General features: G+C 60.1%; 19 protein-coding genes, 2 tRNA genes and 1 other RNA gene. 16 read left to right on the plus strand and 6 right to left on the minus strand.

Features of this window, described 5'->3' with window-relative positions:
- Positions 1-50 precede the first annotated feature (50 nt).
- From UL81_RS00730 to tgt, 7 genes are all read left to right on the plus strand, one after another.
- Entirely contained in the window at positions 51-251 is a 201-nt protein-coding gene (locus UL81_RS00730) for a CsbD family protein (RefSeq protein ID WP_035105996.1), read from the plus strand.
- Positions 252-288: 37 nt separating this feature from the next.
- A tRNA-Ser gene (locus tag UL81_RS00735) sits at positions 289-376 on the plus strand.
- Positions 377-505: 129 nt separating this feature from the next.
- A complete protein-coding gene (locus UL81_RS00740) occupies positions 506-2,914 on the plus strand; it encodes an MMPL family transporter (RefSeq protein ID WP_046453137.1) in 2,409 nt (802 codons plus the stop codon).
- 515 nt (positions 2,915-3,429) lie between these two features.
- Positions 3,430-4,062 carry a DUF6923 family protein gene (locus tag UL81_RS11750; RefSeq protein WP_144407149.1) on the plus strand — a complete coding sequence of 211 codons (633 nt, stop codon included), beginning with the start codon at positions 3,430-3,432 and terminating at the stop codon, positions 4,060-4,062.
- 38 nt (positions 4,063-4,100) lie between these two features.
- On the plus strand, positions 4,101-5,201 hold the full coding sequence (locus tag UL81_RS11755; protein ID WP_144407150.1) for a DUF6923 family protein: 1,101 nt from the start codon (positions 4,101-4,103) through the stop codon (positions 5,199-5,201).
- Entirely contained in the window at positions 5,202-6,350 is a 1,149-nt protein-coding gene (locus tag UL81_RS00750) for a SpaA isopeptide-forming pilin-related protein (RefSeq protein WP_082099140.1), read from the plus strand.
- 128 nt (positions 6,351-6,478) lie between these two features.
- The gene (gene tgt, locus UL81_RS00755; RefSeq protein WP_035105992.1) at positions 6,479-7,750 is read left to right on the plus strand and encodes a tRNA guanosine(34) transglycosylase Tgt; all 1,272 of its coding nucleotides are present in this window, start codon (positions 6,479-6,481) and stop codon (positions 7,748-7,750) included.
- Here tgt and UL81_RS00760 read toward each other — a convergent pair.
- Positions 7,735-8,433, minus strand: a complete 699-nt coding sequence (locus tag UL81_RS00760; RefSeq protein WP_052097750.1) for a queuosine precursor transporter — start codon at positions 8,431-8,433, stop codon at positions 7,735-7,737. The genes tgt and UL81_RS00760 overlap by 16 nt on opposite strands.
- Before the next feature lie 59 nt (positions 8,434-8,492).
- Between UL81_RS00760 and gluQRS the strand changes: the two genes are divergently transcribed.
- Together gluQRS and UL81_RS00770 are read left to right on the plus strand one after the other, a co-directional pair.
- Positions 8,493-9,401 (plus strand): tRNA glutamyl-Q(34) synthetase GluQRS, encoded by a 909-nt coding sequence (gene gluQRS, locus UL81_RS00765; protein ID WP_035105991.1) that lies wholly within the window; start codon positions 8,493-8,495, stop codon positions 9,399-9,401.
- 15 nt (positions 9,402-9,416) lie between these two features.
- Positions 9,417-9,761: a hypothetical protein gene (locus UL81_RS00770; protein WP_035105990.1), complete on the plus strand. Its 345-nt coding sequence runs from the start codon at positions 9,417-9,419 to the stop codon at positions 9,759-9,761.
- Between the two features lie 61 nt (positions 9,762-9,822).
- Here the strand turns inward: UL81_RS00770 and UL81_RS00775 are convergent.
- Positions 9,823-9,911: transfer RNA gene (locus UL81_RS00775), tRNA-Ser, on the minus strand.
- Positions 9,912-10,098: 187 nt separating this feature from the next.
- Here UL81_RS00775 and ffs point away from each other — a divergent pair.
- From ffs to UL81_RS00805, 7 genes are all read left to right on the plus strand, one after another.
- An RNA gene (ffs, locus tag UL81_RS11590) (signal recognition particle sRNA small type) lies at positions 10,099-10,197 on the plus strand.
- 98 nt (positions 10,198-10,295) lie between these two features.
- Positions 10,296-11,567, plus strand: coding sequence for an aminotransferase class I/II-fold pyridoxal phosphate-dependent enzyme (locus UL81_RS00780; protein ID WP_035105989.1), 1,272 nt, complete (start codon positions 10,296-10,298; stop codon positions 11,565-11,567).
- Between the two features lie 186 nt (positions 11,568-11,753).
- Positions 11,754-12,116: a suppressor of fused domain protein gene (locus tag UL81_RS00785; RefSeq protein WP_236684484.1), complete on the plus strand. Its 363-nt coding sequence runs from the start codon at positions 11,754-11,756 to the stop codon at positions 12,114-12,116.
- A gap of 18 nt (positions 12,117-12,134) precedes the next feature.
- A complete protein-coding gene (locus tag UL81_RS00790; RefSeq protein ID WP_035105987.1) occupies positions 12,135-14,474 on the plus strand; it encodes a DNA polymerase III subunit gamma and tau in 2,340 nt (779 codons plus the stop codon).
- 47 nt (positions 14,475-14,521) lie between these two features.
- Entirely contained in the window at positions 14,522-14,830 is a 309-nt protein-coding gene (locus tag UL81_RS00795) for a YbaB/EbfC family nucleoid-associated protein (protein ID WP_035105986.1), read from the plus strand.
- 102 nt (positions 14,831-14,932) lie between these two features.
- Positions 14,933-15,589: a recombination mediator RecR gene (gene recR / locus UL81_RS00800; RefSeq protein ID WP_035105985.1), complete on the plus strand. Its 657-nt coding sequence runs from the start codon at positions 14,933-14,935 to the stop codon at positions 15,587-15,589.
- Positions 15,590-15,706: 117 nt separating this feature from the next.
- Positions 15,707-16,813, plus strand: coding sequence for an HNH endonuclease signature motif containing protein (locus UL81_RS00805; RefSeq protein WP_046453139.1), 1,107 nt, complete (start codon positions 15,707-15,709; stop codon positions 16,811-16,813).
- A 72-nt stretch (positions 16,814-16,885) separates the two neighbouring features.
- Here UL81_RS00805 and UL81_RS00810 read toward each other — a convergent pair whose 3' ends face one another.
- Genes UL81_RS00810 through leuA form a run of 4 tightly spaced genes read right to left on the minus strand, consistent with a single transcriptional unit; the run spans position 16,886 to position 21,989 of the window.
- Positions 16,886-17,665 carry a type 1 glutamine amidotransferase gene (locus tag UL81_RS00810; protein ID WP_035105984.1) on the minus strand — a complete coding sequence of 260 codons (780 nt, stop codon included), beginning with the start codon at positions 17,663-17,665 and terminating at the stop codon, positions 16,886-16,888.
- Entirely contained in the window at positions 17,658-18,935 is a 1,278-nt protein-coding gene (locus tag UL81_RS00815) for a Mur ligase family protein (RefSeq protein ID WP_035105982.1), read from the minus strand. The genes UL81_RS00810 and UL81_RS00815 overlap by 8 nt, the downstream gene beginning before the upstream one ends.
- A gap of 26 nt (positions 18,936-18,961) precedes the next feature.
- Complete coding sequence (locus UL81_RS00820) at positions 18,962-20,122, minus strand: DNA polymerase III subunit epsilon (protein ID WP_046453140.1); 1,161 nt, start codon at positions 20,120-20,122, stop codon at positions 18,962-18,964.
- Between the two features lie 49 nt (positions 20,123-20,171).
- Entirely contained in the window at positions 20,172-21,989 is a 1,818-nt protein-coding gene (gene leuA / locus UL81_RS00825) for a 2-isopropylmalate synthase (RefSeq protein WP_035105980.1), read from the minus strand.
- Positions 21,990-22,191: the final 202 nt, after the last annotated feature.

Below are 22,191 nucleotides of genomic sequence, written 5' to 3' on the forward strand. Positions count from 1 at the left end.
CGCGTAGGGTGGATCGCAGAACAATCCAAATACGATTTGAGGAGGAAATCATGGGAGATTTCGAGAACAAGAAGGACGACCTGGTCGGCAAGGCAAAGGAAGCCGCAGGCGACGCTACCGATAACGACCAGCTGTCCAACGAGGGCAAGGGCGAGCAGGCTACTGCTGACGCCAAGGAGAAGGTCTCTGACGCCGTAGAGGGCGCTAAGGACAAGGTCAACGAGGTTATCGGTAACTTGAAGAACGACTAATTTTGTTCACCGCCGCCGCTGTTTTAAGCTGGTTGGCGGTGGCGTGTCCGAGCGGCCGAAGGTGATCGCCTCGAAAGCGATTGTTGGGTAACCCCCAACCGCGGGTTCAAATCCCGCCGCCACCGCTCTGTGAAATAGCTCCAGTCTGGATGACAGGCTGGAGCTATTCTTTGGTTTTCAGCCAGGATCACTAGAATAGATTCGGTTCTTCTCTCTCGCCCCTCCTGTTTCAACCACAACCGAAGGTATTTTCTGTGGCTAAACTCCTCTACCGGCTTGGACGTTGGTCCTTTCTGAACAAGTGGAAGGTCATCGTGACCTGGATTCTGCTGTTGGCAGCAGCAGGTGGCGCAGCGATCTCGTTGATGAAGCCCATGACCGACGAGTTCGCCATCGAGGGCACCCCCTCCATCGACGCGACCTACCGCACGATGGAACTTTTCCCCGAGGGCGGCAACCCAGCGAATGCCGCCACGGTCAACCTGGTTTTCCAGGCCCCGGAGGGCGAGACACTATCTGATCCGGAAAACTCCGCTGCTATCGATGACGTCATCGCGTACATCGAGGACAACCTCACGCTTGGCGATGACCTCCGCTTCGGCAACCCCCTTGAGGTCTCTCCCCAGATCGAGCAGGGCGTGATTGACCAGTTCACCAGCATGGGCCTGCCGGAGGAGTCCGCCCGCGAGGACGCCGATAACCTCAAGATGGTCAACGATGATGAGACCATCGCCTATACCTCCTTTAACTTCGACGCCGAAAACCCCTTCCTGGTTGACCAGGAAGAAAAGGACGTCGTCACCGCAGCTATGGAGCTGGGCCGCGAGCAGGGCATTACCGTCGAAGCAGGCGGCGCCGGCTTCGGCGAAGCGATTACCGTGAACACCACCTCGGAGATCATCGGCCTGGCCGTGGCCTTCCTGGTGCTCATCTTCACCTTCGGTTCCCTGGTTTCTGCCGGCATGCCGCTGATTTCCGCCGTCGTCGGCGTGGGCCTCGGTGTGCTGTGCATGTTCATGGCCACCCACTGGGTCGAGCTGAACAACATGACCCCGGTCCTGGCCGTCATGATTGGCCTGGCCGTGGGCATCGACTACGCGCTGTTTATCCTCTCGCGCTACCGTTCCGAGCGCCAACGCATGTCCGCACCTGAAGCCGCCGGCATGGCTGTCGGTACCGCAGGCTCCTCAGTCGTATTCGCCGGTGCCACAGTCTTCATCGCGCTCTTCGCGCTGATCATCGCCCGCATTGGCTTCCTGACCGCCATGGGTCTCGCCGCCGCCGGCACCGTCGCCGTGGCCGTCCTCGTGGCGCTCACCCTCATCCCGGCGATGCTCGGCCTGCTTGGCGATCGCGCCTTCAAGGGCCGCGTCCCCGGCGTTGCCGGCAACCCCAACCGCAAGGGCAAGGTCCGCCGTTCCGAGACCATGGGCAGCCGCTGGGTCCGCTTCGTCCAGAAGGTCCCGGGCCTGGTCATGGCCATCGTCGTGCTCTCCTTGGGCACCATGTCCGCACCGGTGCTCAACATGGAGCTCGCCCTGCCTGCCGATACCACTTCCAACCCGGATACCACCCAGCGCAAGGCCGCCGACCTGCTCGCCGAGGGCTTCGGCCCGGGCGTCAATGGTCCTTTCCTCGCAGTTGTCGATGCTGCCGACGTCAACGCCGACTCCCAAGCCCTGTCCCCACTAGTACAGGCCCAGGGCGACGGCAACCCGACGGATCAGGCCGCACTGGCCTCCTACATGTACACCGCTGACCAGCTCAAGGAAGTCGGCGGCGTCAAGCACGCCCAGATCGTCGGACTAAGCGACGACGGCCGCGCCGCCCAGATCATGGTCACCCCGGAGACCTCCCCAACCGAGGCCGCCACCGTTCAGGTCGCCCACGCCCTGCGTGCTGCTACCTCCGAAATCGAAGAAGTCACCGGCACCGAGGTCGGCCTCACTGGCCTCACCGCCGTCCAGGTCGATATCACCGAGCGCCTCCAATCCGCCATGGGCCCGTACCTGGCCATCGTGGTCGGCCTCGCGATTGTCCTGCTGCTGTTGGTCTTCCGATCGCTCCTGGTCCCGCTGGTCGCCGGCCTCGGCTTCCTGCTGTCCGTGGGCGCCGCCTTCGGCCTGACCGTCCTGGTCTGGCAGGAAGGCCTCTGGGGCCTCGTCCCAGCCCCTGGTCCGCTGATTTCGTTTATGCCGATCTTCCTCATCGGCGTGACCTTCGGCCTCGCAATGGACTATCAGGTCTTCCTGGTCACCAGAATGCGCGAGCACATATCCCAGCACCCCGAGGGCACCGGCCTGAAGTACAATGCCGTGGAAGAAGCCACCATCACCGGCTTTACCCAGGGCGCCCGCGTGGTCACCGCCGCCGCCATCATTATGATCTCGGTCTTCGTGGCCTTTATTAACCAGCCACTGCCGTTCATCCAGATCTTCGGCTTCGCGCTCGCCGCAGGCATTCTTTTCGATGCCTTCTTCATCCGCATGGCCCTCGTCCCTGCCACCATGTTCCTCATGGGCCGGGCCACCTGGTGGATGCCGCACTGGCTCGACCGCATCCTCCCACAACTCGACATCGAGGGCACCGCCCTGGAGAAGGAGTGGGAGGAAAAGCAGAAGCACCGCGAAGCTCAAAGCGAGCTAGAACTTAACAAAAGCTAAGTTACCCCCTTGGGGTGCCTGGAAAACAGCAGGTTGTAAGGATTACTGCGTGCCATTCGCCAAAAACCTTAAAAATAACTAAACTTATGGTGATTAAACCTAAGATTAGTTAGCGGCACTGCCGTGGGCGCAAAGACAATGGGAGAACACCCGTGGCACGTAGGATCTCTTGGCGAAGTGTATTCGCACTCTTCGGGGTCGTAGCGTTATTAGTCGGCATTATCGCCATCGCACAGCCCGCGCCCACCGCGCAGGCCCAAACTCAACCGCCTACGTTCCAGCAAATGGGCAGTGCGGATACTGGTTCTCGTGCTGACTCAGAGCTTTATAAGAACCCTACGAATAGAAGTGCTATCCGTGCGCTCCAGTACCGCGTTAGTGGTGGTGGCAGCCAAAGCCGTCAACTGGATACTTTCACCATCTCAACGAGAAGCACGAACGCTAACCACGCAATCAGCGGCCCGTACAGGGTCCAGATTTTCCGTGGCGATACCCCAGTCGCAAGCTCGCCTGTCTTGGACGAGTATGTCGTGCAGACTCCCAACGGCAGAAACCCGGGCGGTACTGCGGTATTCGACGTGCGCAATGTACCCGGCCTAACAGTGCAAGACGGCGACTTTGTTAGGTTCGCTTTTTATTCTTCCGCAGGCGCTGCAGCCTTCAGTAGTGACGTGACTGTTGTCGATCCTTCTTCTGGAGGCGGGGAAGATCCTGGTGAAGGCGGCGAATCGCCGTCTCCGTCAGATCCTGCATGTTTTGCACATGACTCATCGACGGCGATTGTCGATAGGAATGGGCCGCGACAACTGACTCCCGAAGAGCGGGAATCCGGTGCGGCGGTATACGTCAGTGCTACACCCGGTGGTGACGTGAGAAATAACGATAAGACTCAGCTTCACCGTCAGTGGGACGGTAGAGAAAACTATAAGCCTATTGGCCAGCCATCGAAGTGGGTTTATAATGCATTAGCTTATAACACCGAAGACAACTGGCTCTATGCGGTTTCTCAGATTGCCGATGCCAAGGGTGGGGCTAACGCATACCACTACTGTTATCCAATGGGACATTTGCTGCAGATTGACCCAAGTAATGGCAATGTTTACAACCTCGGCCCCATCGTTGGTCCTAACGGGGGCAAGGATTTCTGAGCGCTGTTGAAGACCCAAATGTTGACAATGACTCCCACTTGCTTAACGTTGGTTTCATTGATATCCGGTCGAATGAGTCGCTTTACGTTGCTAACACGTCATCTAATGGTAATAAGGTGCTTTATCGTGTGAATCTGTCTTCTCGAGTATCAGAGATTGTTTCGGGTACTGGAAGCTTCCGCGACACGATTGTCAGGGATGGTCAAACTTATCGAGTTCAGCGATTCTTTAGTGAAGACTACGCGGTAATCCCTGACTATCCCCAATTTGCCTGGGGATTGGCCAGTCGGTCAACTAACTTCCCATGGAACCGTGCTGGCGTACCAAAAGCTGACTTCGAAGTCTTTGAGCGGGTAAACATCGATACCGGAGAAGTTACCTATATTCCGGTACGCCGATCGGAGTTCGTAACGGAAGCTGGTGGTAGGTTCCCGGGAATCACAGGTTCTGGCCGTGGAAACGTCAACACGTGGGGAAAGGCATGGGCATATGGCAACGGACACTTGGGTTTCGGTGAAGGTGGTCTGCAAGGCAGCAAAGCAGGCGTCGAGTTTGCAGTAGATGATCCTGCTGGGGACAACCCCAGGGTTCGTTTGTTCGCTGTTTATGACAACCTGCCACATTCTTACAACACTGACGCTGCAAGCAGTGCGGGTAACCAGGATCTTGTTCCTTCTGATCTAGTTGCGTCAAAGACAATGCTGTCTCAGGAGGAACTTGAGCGTAGGCAAGATCTGCCTGAAGGCGACCGAGATTACCTTCCTAGATTGCCTCGTGAGGCTAATCCGAATATGCGGTTGTGGCAGTTAACCATCAAGAATAAAGGTCCAGGTAATTCTAGCGGTTTTGTTTGGCGAGACTACCTTCCTCGCGAATATGAAAATCCAGGATTTGCTGGGTTCTATGAACGCGATGGGATAGCTCCAACTCTTGTTGAGTTTCCGGAGGGCTTCCAAGATCCGGTAACTAAACGCTATGTATTCGGCGCGACTGTAGCCGACATGCCAGCTGGGACATCATTAACGTTCTATCTGTGGGCTTATCTAAAAGCAGGCGAATCGTGTGTACCGAACACACTTCGTGTCTTCAATAAAGATGATGATGCGAATCCTGGGAATGATTTCTCTGCAGATGGATGAATGATGGAGAAGCAGCCTGTCGACATGAACGATGACGGTGAGATTACCGCGGAGGACATCGTCGACAACGAATCTGATTCGGATACGACGTACACGGCTGCTTATGACATCACGATTAATAGTGCTGACCTTCTGAACCCTTATGTCTACCCAGAGGTAGTTGATACGCCGCAGCTTCCGGATGCTGCAACGATTACCAAGATTCGTGTTGATTACGCTGACCAAAACGTGGCTAAGACTGGTAATAGTCAGCAGCAGTTCAGTCGTGCGCCACTGTGTGAGGTTTCGCGAACTCCACAGCGTGATGATCTCAGTCAGCCTTTCTATGTGACTGACTGTGCTGCGGTAGATGGCAACGTGCGTGAAAACCATCAGCCTACTCAGGCTTTGCGTACGATCAGGCCGGGACAGGGAAGCGACTTTGCGCATGTGTACCGCGTTTCGGTGACGTACGAGATGAATTGGGAAGCATATCGCGAGGAATTCCCTATTGGTGAAGACGTTGATCCTGAAACTTGTGCTGCTGGTGATGCTGTGAACTCGGCTCGCATGGGTACTACGGATTCCACTGGTTGTATCCCGATTGTTCCGCCAGAGGACGAGCGTGTGTCTTTGGTGCTTGATAAGTACGGCAATATTGGTACAGACGGTGCTCAGCAGGCCATCCCGGATGAGCAGCTTGCTGGTACAACCTTTGCGCTCTACGATCAGGCGCCGGGTGAAGGCGTTGAGCCTATTTACCAGGCTGAGATGACTCGTGAGAACGGTAATTATTCGTTCCGTGCAGAGAACCTGGAAATTGGTAAGGATTACTGGTTGGTAGAGGTGCAGTCCCCGCAGGGCTACATGCTGTTGCCGAAGCAGGTGCAGTTCCAGATTGTAAAGAGCGACAGTCTCGAGTCGGGACCAGGTGAAGCTGATTTCACCTCCGTTGACTATGTAGTCGTGGTTCAAGACGGCTTCGGTTTCGTAGAACCGGGTGAGGATGCGTCACGTCCTGAGGGCGAAGACACCATCTTCTTGGCAGTAGCTAACTATCGCCAGGGCGAGCTGCCGAATACCGGCGGTTCGGGCGTTACCTGGGTGCTGTTGCTCGGCATGGTGCTAGTTGGCGCTGGTGCAGGCGTTGCACGCCGTAGGGTTGCTTAAGTAGCCAGAAGGTCCAAGTCTCCTAGTGGGGCTTGGGCCTTTAGTGTGTCTGCGGTTTTCTGTGCTTTGTTGGGGCTTGTCTGCGCGGGGTTCGCGTGGGGGAGAGCGGGCCACATAGACTTGAGTCCATGGAAAAATCCACCGACCTTACTCAGGACTTAAGCTTTCAGGTTGGTACCCGGCTCGAGCAGTCGGGGCCCGGAAAGCATGGCCGCACGGGGGTTATTCACACCCCGCATGGTGATATTCAGACCCCGGCGTTTATTCCGGTGGCCACCAAGGCAACCGTGAAGACGCTGACCCCGGAGCAGATTCGCAGCACCGGTGCGCAGGCTATTTTGTCCAATGCCTATCACCTCTACCTGCAGCCTGGCCACGACATCGTCGATGAGGCCGGGGGAGTGGCTGCCTTTGAGAACTGGCAGGGCCCGACCTATACCGACTCCGGTGGATTCCAGGTGATGTCGCTGGGTGTGGGGTTTAAAAAGGTTCTGGCCATGGATGTCGCGAACCTCACCGAGCAAGATATTCGCGCCGCGAAGAAAGAACGCATGGCGCAAGTCGATGAAGACGGCGTGGACTTCCGCTCTTTCATCGATGGCTCCAAGCACCGCTTTACCCCGGAGTTTTCCATGCAGATTCAGCATGGCCTGGGCGCGGACATCATGTTTGCTTTCGACGAGCTGACCACGCTGGTCGATACCCGCCAGTACCAGGAAGAATCCGTTGCCCGTACGCATCGCTGGGCGCAGCGCTGCCTCGACGAGCACGATCGGCTTACCCGCGAGCGTGCCCACCGCCCCAAGCAGTCGCTGTGGGGTGTGGTGCAAGGCGCGCAGTATGAAGATTTACGTCGTCAGGCAGCCCGGGGCCTGATGCAGCTTTCCGATGCCGCCAGCGACCAAGGCAAGCGCCCCTTCGGCGGCTTTGGCATCGGTGGCGCTTTGGAAAAGGAAAACTTGGGCACCATTGTCGGTTGGGTCTGCGATGAGCTGCCCGAAGATAAGCCGCGCCACCTGCTGGGTATTTCCGAACCCGACGATTTGTTTACGGCCGTCGAAGCCGGTGCCGATACCTTCGACTGCGTCGCACCGACCCGCTTGGCCCGCCGCGGTGGCGTGTATACCCTCGATGGGCGTCTCAACCTGGTCAACGCGCGCTTCAAGCGGGACTTTTCAGGTGTTGACGAAGAATTCGGCGGCTACGTCTCCGAGAACTACTCCCGTGCCTACATCCATCACCTGCTCAAGGCGAAGGAATTCCTGGCAGGCACGCTGTGCACGATGCACAACGTGGAGTTCATGATCCGCCTCGTCGATAACATCCGCGCCTCCATTGAGGGCGGCTACTACGAGGCCTACCGCGACGAATTCCTGGGTCGCTACTACGCCGGTAAGTAGTCCTCGCGCTTTTTGACCCACGCAATCACGCGTGTGGTCACTGGCAACAGGACGACCTCAATCAGGGTCTTCCATACAAAGCCCACGAGGACGTAGTTGACGAACTCACCGATGGTGCTCACACCAATAATCGGTGCGGCGATAGCGCAAAACAGCAGTGTATCGCCGAACTCACCCACGACAGTCGAGGCGATCAGACGCGAGACCAGACCCTTTTCGCCCTGGCGCTTTTTCATCTTCGTCAGCGTCCAGGCGTTGAGTAGCTGGCCCACCACGTAGCCAGCCAGCGACGCCAGGAGAATCTGCGGCAGCAGCCCCAGCGTGGCGGCAAAGGCCTCTTGACCGTCGTAGAAGTCCGCCGGGGGTAGCCAAATGGCGATGTAGAAGCAGATGGCGGTGAGAAGGGCCATCGCAAAGCCAATGTAAATGGCGCGCCGGGTCGACTTGAACCCATAGCACTCGGACAGCACATCGCCGATGATGTAGGACAGCGGGAACAAAAAGAACGCACCGTCCGTGATGAGCGGTCCTAGCTGGACGCCCTTGCTGGCGGTGATGTTCGAGATGATGAAAGCGACGACGAACACCGTAACCAGCCACGGGTACAGGGTGGACTGTACCGGGATGAATCGGATGCTCTCGCCACCGGAATTGGTGGTTGCGGTTGCCGATTGATTTGCCATAAACGCATATCTTTCCACGCCGTTCAGACCCAGCCAATTTGAACCGTATCCTGGAATGCATGACTGAGACTCCTGCTGGCCGTTATGCGCCCAGCCCCAGCGGCGATTTGCACTTTGGCAACCTGCGCACAGCACTCCTGGCCTGGCTGTTCGCCCGCCACTCCGGCCGCCGTTTCATCGTGCGCGTTGAGGACATCGATACCCAGCGCAGTTCCCTGGAATCCGCCACGCGCCAGCTCGAGGACCTGGCAACGCTGGGCCTGGACTGGGACGGTGAGGTCCTCTACCAGCACCAGCGCGACGATGCCTACGCCGCCGCCCTGGAGCGCCTGCCGGTCTACGAGTGCTACTGCTCGCGCAAGGACATCCAGGAAGCCGCCCGCGCCCCGCACGCTATCCCTGGCCAGTACCCCGGCACGTGCCGCGAGCTTTCCGATGCCCAGCGCGCCCAACGCCGCCAAGAACTCGCAACCCAAGGTCGCGTCCCCGCCCTGCGCCTGCGTACCGATGCCTCGTCTTTCACCATCCACGACCAACTCCACGGCACCTATACCGGCGATGTGGATGACTTCATCCTGCGCCGCGGCGGCAACGCCAACCAGGGCCAGGACTGGGCGTATAACCTCGCTGTCGTCGTCGATGATGCCTACCAGGGTGTCGACCAGATCGTCCGCGGTGACGACTTGCTTTCCTCGGCGCCTCGCCAGGCCTACCTCGCTAAGCTACTCGGCTTCGACGTGCCTGAGTTCGTCCACGTGCCACTCGTACTTAACGATGCCGGCAAGCGCCTCTCCAAGCGCGACGGCGCCGTCACCCTGCGCGAACTACTCCGCGACCGCACCCCAGCGGACGTCATCACCCAAATGGCCGCGTCCCTGGGTTATGTCGCAAGTACCCCTAACGAGCTTTTGGAGAAGTTCGACCCCTCGCAGCTGTCGACTGAGCCCTACTACTGGTCTGCTTCATAACTAGGCTGGGAAGACATGGATTCTTACCCGGCTTATGACTACGCCCACGACCCGGATTCGCTGGACTACCTCTACGATTTCTTCGACGAGGACCTAGCCGACCGCGTGCGCGCCGGGCGGGAATTCGTTCCCGAAGGCCTCGAAGACGTGCTGGGCGACAACACCTTAGAAGACTACGTCTGGCTCTGGGTCAAAGAACCTGGCCCCAACGGCTTTCGCCAGTACCTTCGCGATGGCGGCTTCGACGACATCGACATCAAACACGCCTTCCTCGACTGCCGCACCGAGTGGTCAATGAACACCCTCCCGCAGCTCGAGTGGCTCGCCGAAGACGGCTACGAACCCCCAGAAATCCCCTAAACCTGCAACGTGACCTAGATATGCAAGAAGCCCTGGCTCCGAAGAGCCAGGGCTTTCTCCTTGGCGGAGGATGTGGGATTTGAACCCACGAGGGGCGTGAACCCCGCACGCGTTCCAGGCGTGTGACATAGGCCGCTAGTCGAATCCTCCGAGAAGAAACTCTAGCAGCCTTGGCAATTGCATTACCAATCGCCAGGTCAGCAAGCATTTTTAGCGGTTTTATGGGTGTTTAAGCATGATCGGCTTGGTGCGGCGCTGTTGGTGCCGCACGGCATCGCAAAGCATGAGCCCCGGATAAGAAAGATTTGGCGCGGCGGGGCGAACGCGTTAGGCTTAGGGCAGGATTCCGCGTGGCGTCCATCCTCTGAACTCCCCCAGGGCAGGAATGCAGCAAGGGTCAGGAGGCTCTGGCGGGTGCGCGGGGTCCCCTTTTTTATGCCTGGTGATGCTCGGCACGGGGGCTAGTGAGTACAGGGGAAACTCACTACAATGAGGCGTCGAACTTATTTTTATCTGCGGAAGGTTGACGCATTAATGTCGCTTCTTAATCTTGAACAGGCCGAACGCGCTGAGCTGGCAGCACAGGTCCGAGAAAACTACGAGGCTTTGAAGAACAAGGGCCTCAAGCTGGACCTGACTCGCGGTAAGCCCTCGGCGGAGCAGCTGGACCTTTCCGCTGACCTGTTGGAGCTGCCCGGGGCCAACAACTACACCGATGCCGCCGGCAATGACCTGCGCAACTACGGCAACCTCAAAGGCATCATGGAGTTGCGCGAGCTGTGGGCGAAGCTGACCAACACTGATGCTGACCACGTTCTGGCGGGCGATTCTTCCTCGCTGAACATCATGTTTGACCTGGTGTCGTGGTCCTATGTCTTCGGTAATAACGACTCCGAGCGCCCGTGGTCGGAAGAGGAGACTGTGAAGTGGATTTGCCCGACCCCGGGCTATGACCGCCACTTCGCTATTTCTGAGCACTTCGGCTTTGAGATGATTTCGGTGCCTATGCTTGACGATGGCCCCGATGTCGACGCCATCCGCGAACTGGTTAAGGATCCACAGGTCAAGGGCATGTGGCTGGTGCCGGTCTTTGCTAATCCGTCTGGTTCGGTCATCACCAAGGAGAAGGCCGAGGCGCTCGCGGCGATGGAGACTGCCGCACCGGACTTCCGCATCGTGTGGGATAACGCGTACGCGGTGCACACGCTTACCGACGAATTCCCCGAGGTCCTCCCCATCGTCCGCATGGCGGAGCAGGCCGGTAACCCGAATCGTTTCTGGGCGATGTCCTCGACCTCCAAGATCACTCTCGCCGGCGGTGGTGTTGGTTTCTTCAACTCTTCGGCGGAGAACCTCGAGTGGTACTTGGGCCACGCCGGTATCCGCGGAATTGGTCCGAACAAGATCAACCAGCTCGCGCACTATGAGTTCTTCGGTTCGGCAGAAGGCGTGCGTGCGGTGATGCGTCGTCATGCAGCGCTGCTTGCGCCGAAGTTCCAGGCGGTTATCGACATCCTGGAGCATCGCCTGGGCAAGTACGATGTTGCGACCTGGACTGAGCCGAAGGGCGGCTACTTCATCTCCCTGAACGTCATCGACGGCACCGCGACCCGCGTGTGGGAGCTGGCCAAGGACGCTGGTATCGTGCTGACCAAGGCCGGATCCGCGTTCCCGCACGGTGAGGATGAGCGCGACCACAACATCCGTCTCGCGCCATCGCTGCCGCCGTTGGAGGAGGTCAAGACCGCCATGGATGGCGTTGCGACCTGTGTTCTGCTCGCCGCGTTGGAGAAGCTGGAGGCTTAAACCATCAATCAAGCAGAGACTGAATACTGGCTCGGCCAGGTCATTCCTGTTGAGCTGGAGTATTCCTCCGGCCTGGGTACCGCATCGCTTGACGATGCCCAATCCCTCGCCGTCACCACCACCTTCAGCCAGGTCGACACCGGGCTCAGCCGCGCCACCGAGAACCCTGCCGAGCAGGGCGAGGACGTGCGTTGCGAGCTGTTAACGGTTGGCCGCGTGCCCGTCTCCCGTGTCGCCGCCGCGGTGACTGGCGCCGCGCGCACGCTGCGCGATGCCCAAGGCGTCATCCCCGCCCAACCCGGCGTCCTGCTGCCCAGTATTTTGTCCGCGGATGAATTAAGCGTTCACCACGGCGCGTTGATTGCGCCGTATCTGTGGGGCGGGCAAACCCCGCAGGTGGCCGAAGACGGGCGTATCACCTTGGTCTGCCAGCTGCTCATGCTTACTGATTCGGAATACGCCTACGCCGTCGAAGAAGGCCTGGGTGCTTTGCAGGAGGCGGTAGCTGAGCAGGGAATTGACCTGCTCGACTGGGCGCGCGAGGGCTAAGCGGTAGACTGACTAACCGTGGCTTTATACCGGAAATATCGTCCAGCATCCTTTGCGGAAGTGGTAGGCCAAGAGCAGGTCACCACGCCTTTGTCCGCCGCCCTCGACGCAGGGCGCATCAACCATGCCTACCTGTTTTCCGGCCCGCGCGGTTGCGGTAAAACGTCCTCGGCACGCATTATGGCCCGCTCGCTTAACTGCGAGCAGGGCCCGACCTCGACTCCGTGCGGGGTCTGCGAGTCCTGTGTCTCTCTCGCTCCTGGTGGCGCGGGAAACCTGGACGTCACCGAACTCGACGCCGCCTCGCATAACGGTGTCGAAGACATGCGTGAGCTGCGCGACCGCGCCTACTACGCACCTGCCGAGTCGCGCTACCGCATCTTCATCATCGACGAGGCGCACATGATCTCCGGCGCCGGTGCCAACGCGCTGCTCAAGGTCGTCGAAGAACCCCCAGAGCACGTCATCTTCATCTTCGCGACCACCGAGCCGGAGAAAATCATCGGCACGATTCGCTCGCGTACCCACCACTATCCCTTCCGCCTGCTCACCCCACCGGCGATGAAGGGCCTACTCGAGCGCACCGTCGCCTCCGAAGGCGTTGCCGTCGAAGATTCCGTCTACCCCATGGTTATCCAGGCCGGTGGTGGTTCCCCGCGCGATACGCTGTCCATCCTCGACCAGCTACTCGCCGGCGCTGGCCCCGACGGCCTGACCTACGACCTTGCCCGGCCCCTGCTTGGCGTCACCGACCTCACGCTTATCGATGACACCATCGCCGCCCTTGCCGATCAGAACAAAGCCGGGCTTTTCCAACTCGTCGATCGCGTCATCGAAGCCGGCCACGACCCCCGCCGCTTCGCCATCGATCTACTTGATCGCCTCCGCGATCTTATGATCCTGCAAGCCGTCCCCGACGCGATCACGTCTGGCCTCGTCACCGCGCCTGCCGACCGCGCGCCTGTCCTTTCCGAACAAGCTTCTCGTTTCACCGGCCCCCAACTGACCTACCTGGCAACCACCGTCAACGAGCAAATCTCCAACCTGCGCGGCGCAACCTCCCCACGCCTGCTGCTGGAAATCCTCTGCGCCCACTTGCTCATCAACGCCGCTCCCGCCGGCGCCCCGGCACCGTCCGCCGCCGGCGCCAACGCCGCAGGTGCGACCTCGCCTGCCACCCCCGGCGCCTCCCCGGCGTCTGGCTCCACCGCCGGCTCAAGCTCCGGCGCTGCCCCTAGCGCCGCCGCCGGCGCCGTGCCAACCCAACCTGGCGCCTCCGCAGTCGCCAATGCCCAGGACCCAGCCGCAGCGGCTGCCGCGATCATCGCTAACCGCCGCAACCGTCGGGAGCAGCAGAAACCTGCCCCCGAGCAAAAGCCTGAGCAAACACCAGCTCCAGAACAAAAGCCCGAGCCACAGCAGCAGCCTGAGCAACAGCCTGCCGAGGAACCGAAGCAGGACACCTGGGGACAACCCCGACCCACGGGCGCGCAGCAGGCTGCGCAACCAGAGCAGAAACCGGAACCACAGCCCGAGCCACAGTCCGAACCGCAGGCTGACGCGCAGGCTGACCCTGCGCCGGCGAATGAAGAGGACCTGCTGGGCCAGATTAAGGCTCGCTGGGAGGGGGTGCGAGCGGGCATCGGAAAGCGCAACAAGGTTGCAGAAATCATGCTTGCCGAAGCCCGCATCCTCGGCCTGCGCGACGGAACCCTCGTTCTGGGTCATACGACCGGTGCGCTGGCAGAACGTATCAATGCGCCGTCGAATAATGACGTCATCGTTGAGGTGCTCAAGGACGAGTTCAACCAGGAGCTTAAGGTTCACTGCGTGATTGGCACCGACCCGAAGACCGCCGGGTTTGAGGAAGCGCCGCAGCCGCAGGAGAAAAAGACCTGGAACCCGAACCCGCCTGCGCGCGAAACTGCCGACGACAAGGAGTCGGAGAGTCCTAAGCCCCAGCCAGAACCGCAGCGCCCGCAGCCCCAGCGTCAGGAGCCGCCACGTCAGCAGGCTCCGCAGAAGCCGGAGCCGAAACAGGCTGGCTGGCGCTCCCGCATTGCGAAGGCGACGGAATCGGCGAAGCAGAGGGACGAGGAGTATGCGAAGGCGCCATCGTTTAGCAATGGCGTGCCTTTGCCCGACGAGCCCGCGCCTGACGATGTCCCGGTGCCTCCAGAGGAGGCACCTCCGGTGGAAGCCCCACCGGAAGAAGCCCCGCCGGAGCCGTACACGCGGGATGACGAGGAACGCGACATGATGGAAGCCGCCCAAACCGCAGGCGAGCACGACCACCGCAGCGCCACGGAAGTTGCGATGGAGTTGTTGGAGCGGGAGCTCGGAGCGCGCCGGGCGTAGGCAGGTACACTGGCGTGCGAAATTATTCACGAAGAAAGGGCTAAATCATGACTCAGCCACAAGATATGAACGAACTGCTCGCACAGGCCGCACAGGTCCAGGCCGAGCTGCAGAAGGCACAGGAAGAAATCCTGGCCACCACCGTCGAGGGCACCGCGGGCAATGGTCTGGTCAAGGTGACGATGACTGGTGGTGCTGAGGTGAAGGATTTGAGCATCGATAAGTCTGTTGTGGACCCAGAGGACGTGGAGACCCTGCAGGACCTCATCGTCGGCGCATTCCACGACGCGCATGAGGCTGCCGGCAAGCTGGCCCAGGACAAGATTGGCCCGCTGTCGCAGGGTATGCCGCAGTAAATCCGCGCTGAAATTTTAGCCGTGCCCCTATGCGGGGTGCGGCTTTTGTGCTGTGTGGGCCCGCGTATAGTTAGCGGGAGATTTTTAGACAAGGAGCGTGTCGTGTTCGAAGGACCACTGCAGGACCTCATCGATGAGTTTTCCCGCCTGCCCGGGGTTGGGCCGAAGTCTGCCCAGCGGATTGCGTTTCATGTGCTGCACGAGGACCCGGCGGACATCGATAGGCTGCGCAATGCTTTGGCCGCGGTGCGCGATGGCGTGACTTTTTGCCGGATTTGCTGCAATATTTCGCGTGAGGACGTGTGCCGGATTTGTATTAATTCCCAGCGCGATGCGTCCACGATTTGTGTGGTCGAGGAGCCGAAGGACATCCAGGTCATTGAGCGCACCGGTGAGTACCAGGGGCGCTATCACGTGCTTGGCGGGGCGTTGGATCCGCTGTCGAATATTGGGCCGAAGGATTTGAATATCTCGCCGCTGCTGCAGCGTATCGGCGGGGTGTTGCCTGACCGCGAGTTGGCAGATTCCACGCCGGAGCATCCGCTTTACGATGATTCCCCGGAAATTAAGGAAGTCATCCTGGCTACGGATCCGAACACGGAAGGCGAGGCGACCGCGGCGTATTTGGTGCGTTTGCTGCGCGATTTCCCGGATTTGAAGATTACGCGCCTGGCATCGGGTATGCCTTTGGGCGGTGACCTGGAGTTTGTCGACGAGCTGACCCTGTCGCGTGCGCTGAGTGGTCGGTTGTCGATTTAAAAACCCTAACCCCTATTAGACTGAGAAAACTGCCTTTCGGTTCCCCGGGACCGCAATATTGGGAGAAATCCCATATTTGCTGGTCAAATGGGGTTATGTGCCGCTAGTTTGGGTGGCATGAACACCGCAGAACAGCTTTACGACGCCCGGCACACCGGGCTATCGATGCTGCAGTTCTGCATGCGCGCCCCACGCGATGTGGCGGCAGCGCTGGATATCCGTTTGGCTGAGGTGAAGCGCTGGGCGAAGATTGGTCAGGTTTATTACGGGCAGACGCGCTATACGAAGCAGCAGCGGAAAGTTGTTGCGGCCGCGGAGGGTTATTCGATTGACCGACTCGATATCGTGGAGCGCTTTGCCAAGAAGGCCAAGGATGCGGGCCAGGAGTGGAAGATTCGCCTGCAGCTGTTGGAGGCGGGCGGTTCGATTGAAAACGTCCAGCGGGTTGGTAAGGCGATTTTTGAAGACTTGGAACGCGAGGATCCGCCTGCGGAGCCAGAACCTGGCGTGCGTTTGAGTCAGAACACTGCGGATACGTGGACGCTGCATATTCGCAGCTCGGCGACGCAGATTTCGCGGTTGCTCAAGACCTTGGAGCCGCTGATGCCGGAAGGGCCTGAAACACGCGAGCGCAAGCTTGTCGATGCCTTCTGGACCATGCTCGATAACAACCACTCGTTGGTGGTGCAGAAATACCGCACCGTGATTGCGGTAGGCGTGCCGGATTTGTGGAAGATTCTCCACGGGAAAGGCGATGAGGTCATATTGGGCTGCTCGGATGGCACGCAGATGCGTGGTGCCGAGTGGCTCAACGCGCTGATGAATGGCCAGATGGATAAAGACATCTTCGCCGGGCTGTTCCACCCGACGGCGGGTCCGGTGAATTTGTACCAGACGCGCTTTGCGGATTTTAAGCAGCGCTTGCTGGCGATGTGCGAACAGCTCGTCTGTGCTTGGGAGGACTGCAACGTGCCTGCCGATAGGTGCGAAGTCCACCACATCCTTGCCCACAAGTACGGCGGGAATACCGAACCGGCGAACTTAACGATGTTATGTCCCTATCACAACGGCAAAGCCGGAACCGGACCTCCCGACAATGCACCTTATGGCTGGATAACCCGTGAAAAGGGCAGACCGGCCTACCAACCAGCCTGGGGCGGGCCGACTAGAAGAAACAATCATCCGGTTGGAAAATTAGGCGCCCACGACTTGATCCGCGTGTGAATCGCGCCTGCTGAGCCGAGTCCACTACAAAAAGAAGCCACCGTGGTATCCACGATGGCTCTTTCGTGCTGCCTACCTTTGGCTACGCGGTGGGCCCGAGGCGTTGAGGCGCTCGACGCGTAGCTTCTCGATGGCCGGAATCTCCAACGGCTCCATATCCGCCAACTTCTTTCCCTGTGCTTTGGCGAGTAGGAGGTCGGCAAGCTGGGGGTTACGCGCGAGGACGGGACCGTGCATGTAAGTAGCGACGACGCTGCCTTGGACGGCTCCTTCGGCGGCGCGCTGCTTGGCGGCATCGTGCAGGTCGGCCGTGGCGGCGGTATCGGCATTGCCGGTACCGCGAATCAGACGACCCAGCGGTTGAGCCGCAGGGCCCAAAATCGTGGCACCCATGTGGTTTTCGAAGCCCGTCAAAGGTTCGGTGAGCTCAGCCGTGAAGCCAGCGCCGGTGGGCTCGGAGGAGACTTCGGAGATGGCGCGTTCGGCCATGGTGGCGGTGGTGGCATCGAGAAGCCCCACGCCATCGATGACTCGCCCAGATGCCCGGAAGGACTCGCCCAGGACCTGCAGACCCGCACAAATGGCCAGAATGGGGCGTCCGGCCGCAGCAGCGCGGGTGAGCCCGCCGTCGTTGATGAGGTGTTCGGCGGCTAAGACCTGTGCGGTGTCCTCGCCGCCGCCGACGGTGTAGACATCGAGGTCGTCGGGGACGGCATCGCCAAGCTTGAGCTGGATGATTTCTGCATCCATCCCGCGCATGCGGGCGCGCTGGCGCAGGACCAGGGCGTTGCCGTCGTCGCCGTAGGTGCCTAATACGTCTGGCAAAATCAGCCCGATACGCAGCTTATTCATCGCCGACCTCCTTGTTTAGGGCCTTTTTCAAATCGCGGAACGCTGTGTAATTGGCCAGGACTTCCACGCGTCCTGCCGGACAAGCGCGAATCGCATCGAGCGGGTCTGCAATCAGCTCGTGTGAGATATCGGCATACACCAGGCGCACGGCCAGGTCGGTGCCGCGCTCGCCGGCGGCTTTGACCTCTAGGGACTCGAAGTCTTCGAATTTCACATCCCACAGCCAGGACATATCGATACCGTCGGCGACGTGACCGTTGGTGGCAATGACCAATCCGTCAGCACTCCGGTCGACCATGGAGAGTGCTTCTTGCCAACCCGCCGGGTTCTTCGCCAGCAGCAGGCGAATCTCCTTATCACCCCAGCGGATAGTGGAGTAGCGGCCCGCCACATCGTCGACCGATTCGGTAGCCTTCACCGCGCGCTGCTTATCGACGCCAAAACCCTCCACCGCCGCAGCCACCGCCTGCGCCGCATTACCGCGGTTAGCTTGCCCTGGTAGGGCAAGGTGTAGTTCGGATACCTCGACAGGGGAGTGAATGCCGTCGTCGTTGACGCTCCAGGAAGGCGTGGGGCGGCGGAACTCGCGGCCATCGGGAAGCTTCTTTACGGCGTACCAGTCGTCGTCGGTACGCACGACATGGCCTCCGGTGCGCGGGCAGGTCACGGAATCGCCGAGCCAGCCAGCGCCCGCGGATACCCAGATGACGTTCTTCGCGTCATAGGCCACCGAGGTCATCAGCACGTCATCGCAGTTGGCGATAACCAGCATGTCCGGATGAGCCTCCACAGCGGAGCGCAGGGCGCGCTCAATCTTGTTAATTTCACCAACACGGTCGAGCTGGTCGCGCGACAAATTCAGCAGGACCAACGCTTTCGGTTCGAGGTTGTCGGCCACATGGGGTACGTGGAGCTCGTCGACCTCGAGAACCAGGTGCGAGGCGTCCTTGCCCGCCATGAGTGCGGAGATAATACCGGCGTCCATGTTGTCGCCGCCGTCGTTGGTGGCCACGGTGTGCTCGGTGCGAACTGCGGCAGCCAGCATGCGGGTCGTGGTGGACTTGCCATTGGTGCCGGTGACCAGCACTGCGGGGCGCCCACCACCTAAATGCTTCATGATGCCCGGGTCAATCGCCCCAGCTACCAATCCGCCAATCATGCCGCCTGCACCGCGGCCGGTGGCCCGCGAGGCGGTCGTCGCCAGTTTCGCGGCGGTGGTGGCAGCGCCTGTGCGCAGGTTGCGCAACGCTCCTCGTAGTTTAAAACTCATGCCCCTAGGGTAGTCGGGGCGAGATGCTAGTCGGTGTTTTTCTTCCCCGCGCCGCCGGATTTCCGACGACCCCGGCCACCCCGACGCCGCCTCCTGCGGCCCGAGCCGGACTTCTTCTGATTCGGCCGCGGCTTACCGGACTGCCCGCGCTGCGGCGGACCCTTCGGTTTGTCCTCAGCCGGTGGGTCGATGGGGCCTTCGATGCGCTCTAAGGCATTGAGGAAAGCCTGGTCTGCCATCAGCGGGATGTCTTTGCGCTGGGCGTGCATAGGCTTGCCGACGAGATCTGTCGTCGCATTACACACCACCAGCGAGGTTTCCCGAGAGAGCTTTTCTTTGTAATTCAGCTCCGCCTTGGTCAGTGCCGCGATGATCTCATCCGGGTCGGCTTCGATCTCGGGCGCGACGACGATTTCCATACCGCGGCGCAGCTCCTTGCCCGGGCGATACGCGCCGGGATTGTGGTGCTGGCGGGGAGCTTCGGCGGCATCGACACGCACATGCGATCGCTGCAGCCCAAAGCGGTCAGCGCGCAGGTCATCCGGTACGTAACTGCTCACGACGCCCGCGGCTTTCTGCGCGCGGGCCAAGGTAATAAGCAGCTCCGTCGACTCGCGGGAGGTCTCGCGTTCGGATCGCTGGGCGCGCTCGAGGTTGGCCTTCGGGCTGGGGGCATTAACGCCATTGGCCTGCGCGACTGCAGCCAAGCGAATGTCGTTGGAACGCAGGCCCTGGCGGTAGGTGGTGGCCAAGGTATCGATAATCCGCGAGGGTGTTGGAACGTGACCGACTTTTTGGCGACGACGCCTCCCACCACGATTGCGATTACGGTTGCGCGCACGGTTTTGGCGTGCCGCGGCAATCATCGCGCGCCGGGCCTCGGAGACGATAAATCCCCAGGTATACGGAGTATCGTGCACGATAAGCTCGCGACCATCCAAGAAACGATCCAGCGGTTTCAGAATGCGCGAAAAAGACTGGCCGCCGGAAATCTCTTCCGGCGTAAGGCCGTGCTGGTGGCGGGGGCCGGGATCGCTATCGGGGTTGAGCACTGCGTGGAAGTCATCGCCAAGTTCGCCGGCGTCGTTGAAGGCGACGGCATCGATAGCAACGATGCGCCCGGTAGCGGGGTGAATTCCCGTGGTCAACACAGTCAAGGCCACGTAGGGAAACTCCGGAGTACTCATTGCCTATACTCTAGTAGCTTGCCCACGTGGCCTTGGGTTCAGGCGCGCGTTAATGCAGAGCGCGGTTTACCGCAGAGGTAATCGCGTCAATGGACGCACGCGTGGTGGAACCGGCGATGCCGGCGCCCCAGACTTTGTTGCCGTCGACATCGGCAGCAATGTAGCAGGCTGCCTCGGCGTCATCGCCAGCAGAGCGGGCCTGCTGGGAGTAATCGATGACCTCGAAATCGATGCCCAGGTCCTCCAGCGCATTCGCGTACGCCGCAATCGGACCGTTGCCCGAGCCGGTAATCGTCCTCTTCTCTTCCTTGTAGACGACCTCCGCGCTAATACGCGCCAGCTCATCCTCGGCCTCAGCGTTGGTGACCTGGAAGCTGACCTGCTCCAGCGGGGTATCGCGATCCAAGAACTCGGTGGCGAAGATATCCCACATCGCCTTGGAGTTGACCTCGCCGCCCTCGGAGTCGGTGACTTCCTGGACCACGGTGGAAAACTCTGCCTGCATAGCGCGCGGCATGTTGATGCCGTGGTCGGTCTTCATGATGTAAGCCACGCCGCCCTTGCCGGACTGGGAGTTCACGCGGATAACAGCCTGGTAGTCGCGGCCGACATCCTTCGGGTCGATAGGCAGGTACGGAACCTCCCAGATAGCCTCGCGCAGGTCCTCCCACGGAACTTCGGTGTTGTTCGCACCCGGGCGCACGGAATCAGCCAGTGCGTCCAGGCCCTTGTTGATGGCGTCCTGGTGAGAACCAGAAAAGGCGGTAAAGACCAGTTCGCCGCCGTAGGGGTGGCGCTCCGGAACGCGCAGCTGGTTGCAGTACTCGACGGTTTCGCGAATCGTCGGCAGGTCTGCGAAATCAATCTGCGGGTCCACGCCCTGGGTCATCATGTTCAGACCCAGCGTGATCAGGTCAACGTTGCCGGTGCGCTCACCGTTGCCGAACAGGCAGCCCTCGATGCGGTCCGCACCTGCCATGTAGCCCTGCTCCGCTGCAGCAATGCCCTCGCCGCGGTCATTGTGCGGGTGCAGGGAGATAATGATGGAATCGCGGCGTGCCAGGTTGCGGTGCATCCACTCGATGGAATCGGCGTACACGTTCGGCGAAATCATCTCCACCGTGGACGGCAGGTTGATGATCATCGGATTGTCTGGCGTTGCGTCCATGATATCCACCACGGCATCGCAGACCTCGCGGGCGAACTCCAGCTCGGTGCCGGTAAAGGACTCCGGGGAGTACTCCCAGCGCCAGTTGGTCTCCGGGTAGTCGGCGGCAATGGACTTGATCAGCTCGGCGGCATCGGTAGCCAGCTTCTTAATCGCTGGCTTGTCCTTGCGGAAGACCACGCGACGCTGCAACTTCGAAGTCGAGTTGTAGAAGTGCACAATCACGTTCTTGGCACCCTGGCAGGCCTCGAAGGTGCGGCGAATCAGGTGCTCGCGGGCCTGGACCAGGACCTGGATGGTCACATCATCCGGAATCTTGTTCTGCTCGATGATTTCGCGCACGAAGTCAAAGTCAGTCTGGGACGCAGAGGGGAAACCAACCTCGATTTCCTTGTAGCCCATGCGCACCAGCAGGTCGAACATGCGGTGCTTGCGCTCCGGGCTCATCGGGTCAATCAGGGCCTGGTTGCCGTCGCGCAGGTCGACAGCACACCACTGCGGGGCAGTCGTGATCTTCTTATCTGGCCAGGTGCGGTCCGGCAGTACGATGTCTTCTACTTCCTTGGCAAAAGGCAGGTAGCGCTCAAAAGGCATCGTCGAGCCGCGCTGCTTGTTCCAGGCTGGCTGGTTCTCATTGCGCGGGCCGGTAGGGGTGGTGATTTCGCGAGGTGCGGAAATGAAAGAATCTTGCGGAGACATAGGTGCGGGTTCCTTAAAAAATTTCGTTGGGTGGAAACGGCCAGCTGGCGGTAGCGTCACCGAACTCCGCGACGGGGCGCTGGCCGTTTACAACTAGACCGAAATCCCGCCGCGGCGAATAAGGAGAAGGTGCAGCCGCGTTGTCATGCAGAACACAATACCGCGCTTCCCACTCACTGGCAACAAATCTCACATATTGGAA

Origin of the sequence: Corynebacterium camporealensis (assembly GCF_000980815.1) — a bacterium.
GTDB classification, from domain to species: domain Bacteria; phylum Actinomycetota; class Actinomycetes; order Mycobacteriales; family Mycobacteriaceae; genus Corynebacterium; species Corynebacterium camporealense.

Excerpts from the sequence above, each read along its gene's own strand:
- UL81_RS00730 (WP_035105996.1), top strand. The coding sequence starts at position 51 with ATGGGAGATTTCGAGAACAAGAAGGACGACCTGGTCGGCAAGGCAAAG.
- UL81_RS00750 (WP_082099140.1), top strand. The coding sequence starts at position 5,202 with ATGATGGAGAAGCAGCCTGTCGACATGAACGATGACGGTGAGATTACC.
- tgt (WP_035105992.1), top strand. The coding sequence starts at position 6,479 with ATGGAAAAATCCACCGACCTTACTCAGGACTTAAGCTTTCAGGTTGGT.
- UL81_RS00760 (WP_052097750.1), bottom strand. The coding sequence starts at position 8,433 with ATGGCAAATCAATCGGCAACCGCAACCACCAATTCCGGTGGCGAGAGC.
- gluQRS (WP_035105991.1), top strand. The coding sequence starts at position 8,493 with ATGACTGAGACTCCTGCTGGCCGTTATGCGCCCAGCCCCAGCGGCGAT.
- UL81_RS00770 (WP_035105990.1), top strand. The coding sequence starts at position 9,417 with ATGGATTCTTACCCGGCTTATGACTACGCCCACGACCCGGATTCGCTG.
- UL81_RS00780 (WP_035105989.1), top strand. The coding sequence starts at position 10,296 with ATGTCGCTTCTTAATCTTGAACAGGCCGAACGCGCTGAGCTGGCAGCA.
- UL81_RS00795 (WP_035105986.1), top strand. The coding sequence starts at position 14,522 with ATGACTCAGCCACAAGATATGAACGAACTGCTCGCACAGGCCGCACAG.
- UL81_RS00805 (WP_046453139.1), top strand. The coding sequence starts at position 15,707 with ATGAACACCGCAGAACAGCTTTACGACGCCCGGCACACCGGGCTATCG.
- UL81_RS00810 (WP_035105984.1), bottom strand. The coding sequence starts at position 17,665 with ATGAATAAGCTGCGTATCGGGCTGATTTTGCCAGACGTATTAGGCACC.
- UL81_RS00815 (WP_035105982.1), bottom strand. The coding sequence starts at position 18,935 with ATGAGTTTTAAACTACGAGGAGCGTTGCGCAACCTGCGCACAGGCGCT.
- UL81_RS00820 (WP_046453140.1), bottom strand. The coding sequence starts at position 20,122 with ATGAGTACTCCGGAGTTTCCCTACGTGGCCTTGACTGTGTTGACCACG.
- leuA (WP_035105980.1), bottom strand. The coding sequence starts at position 21,989 with ATGTCTCCGCAAGATTCTTTCATTTCCGCACCTCGCGAAATCACCACC.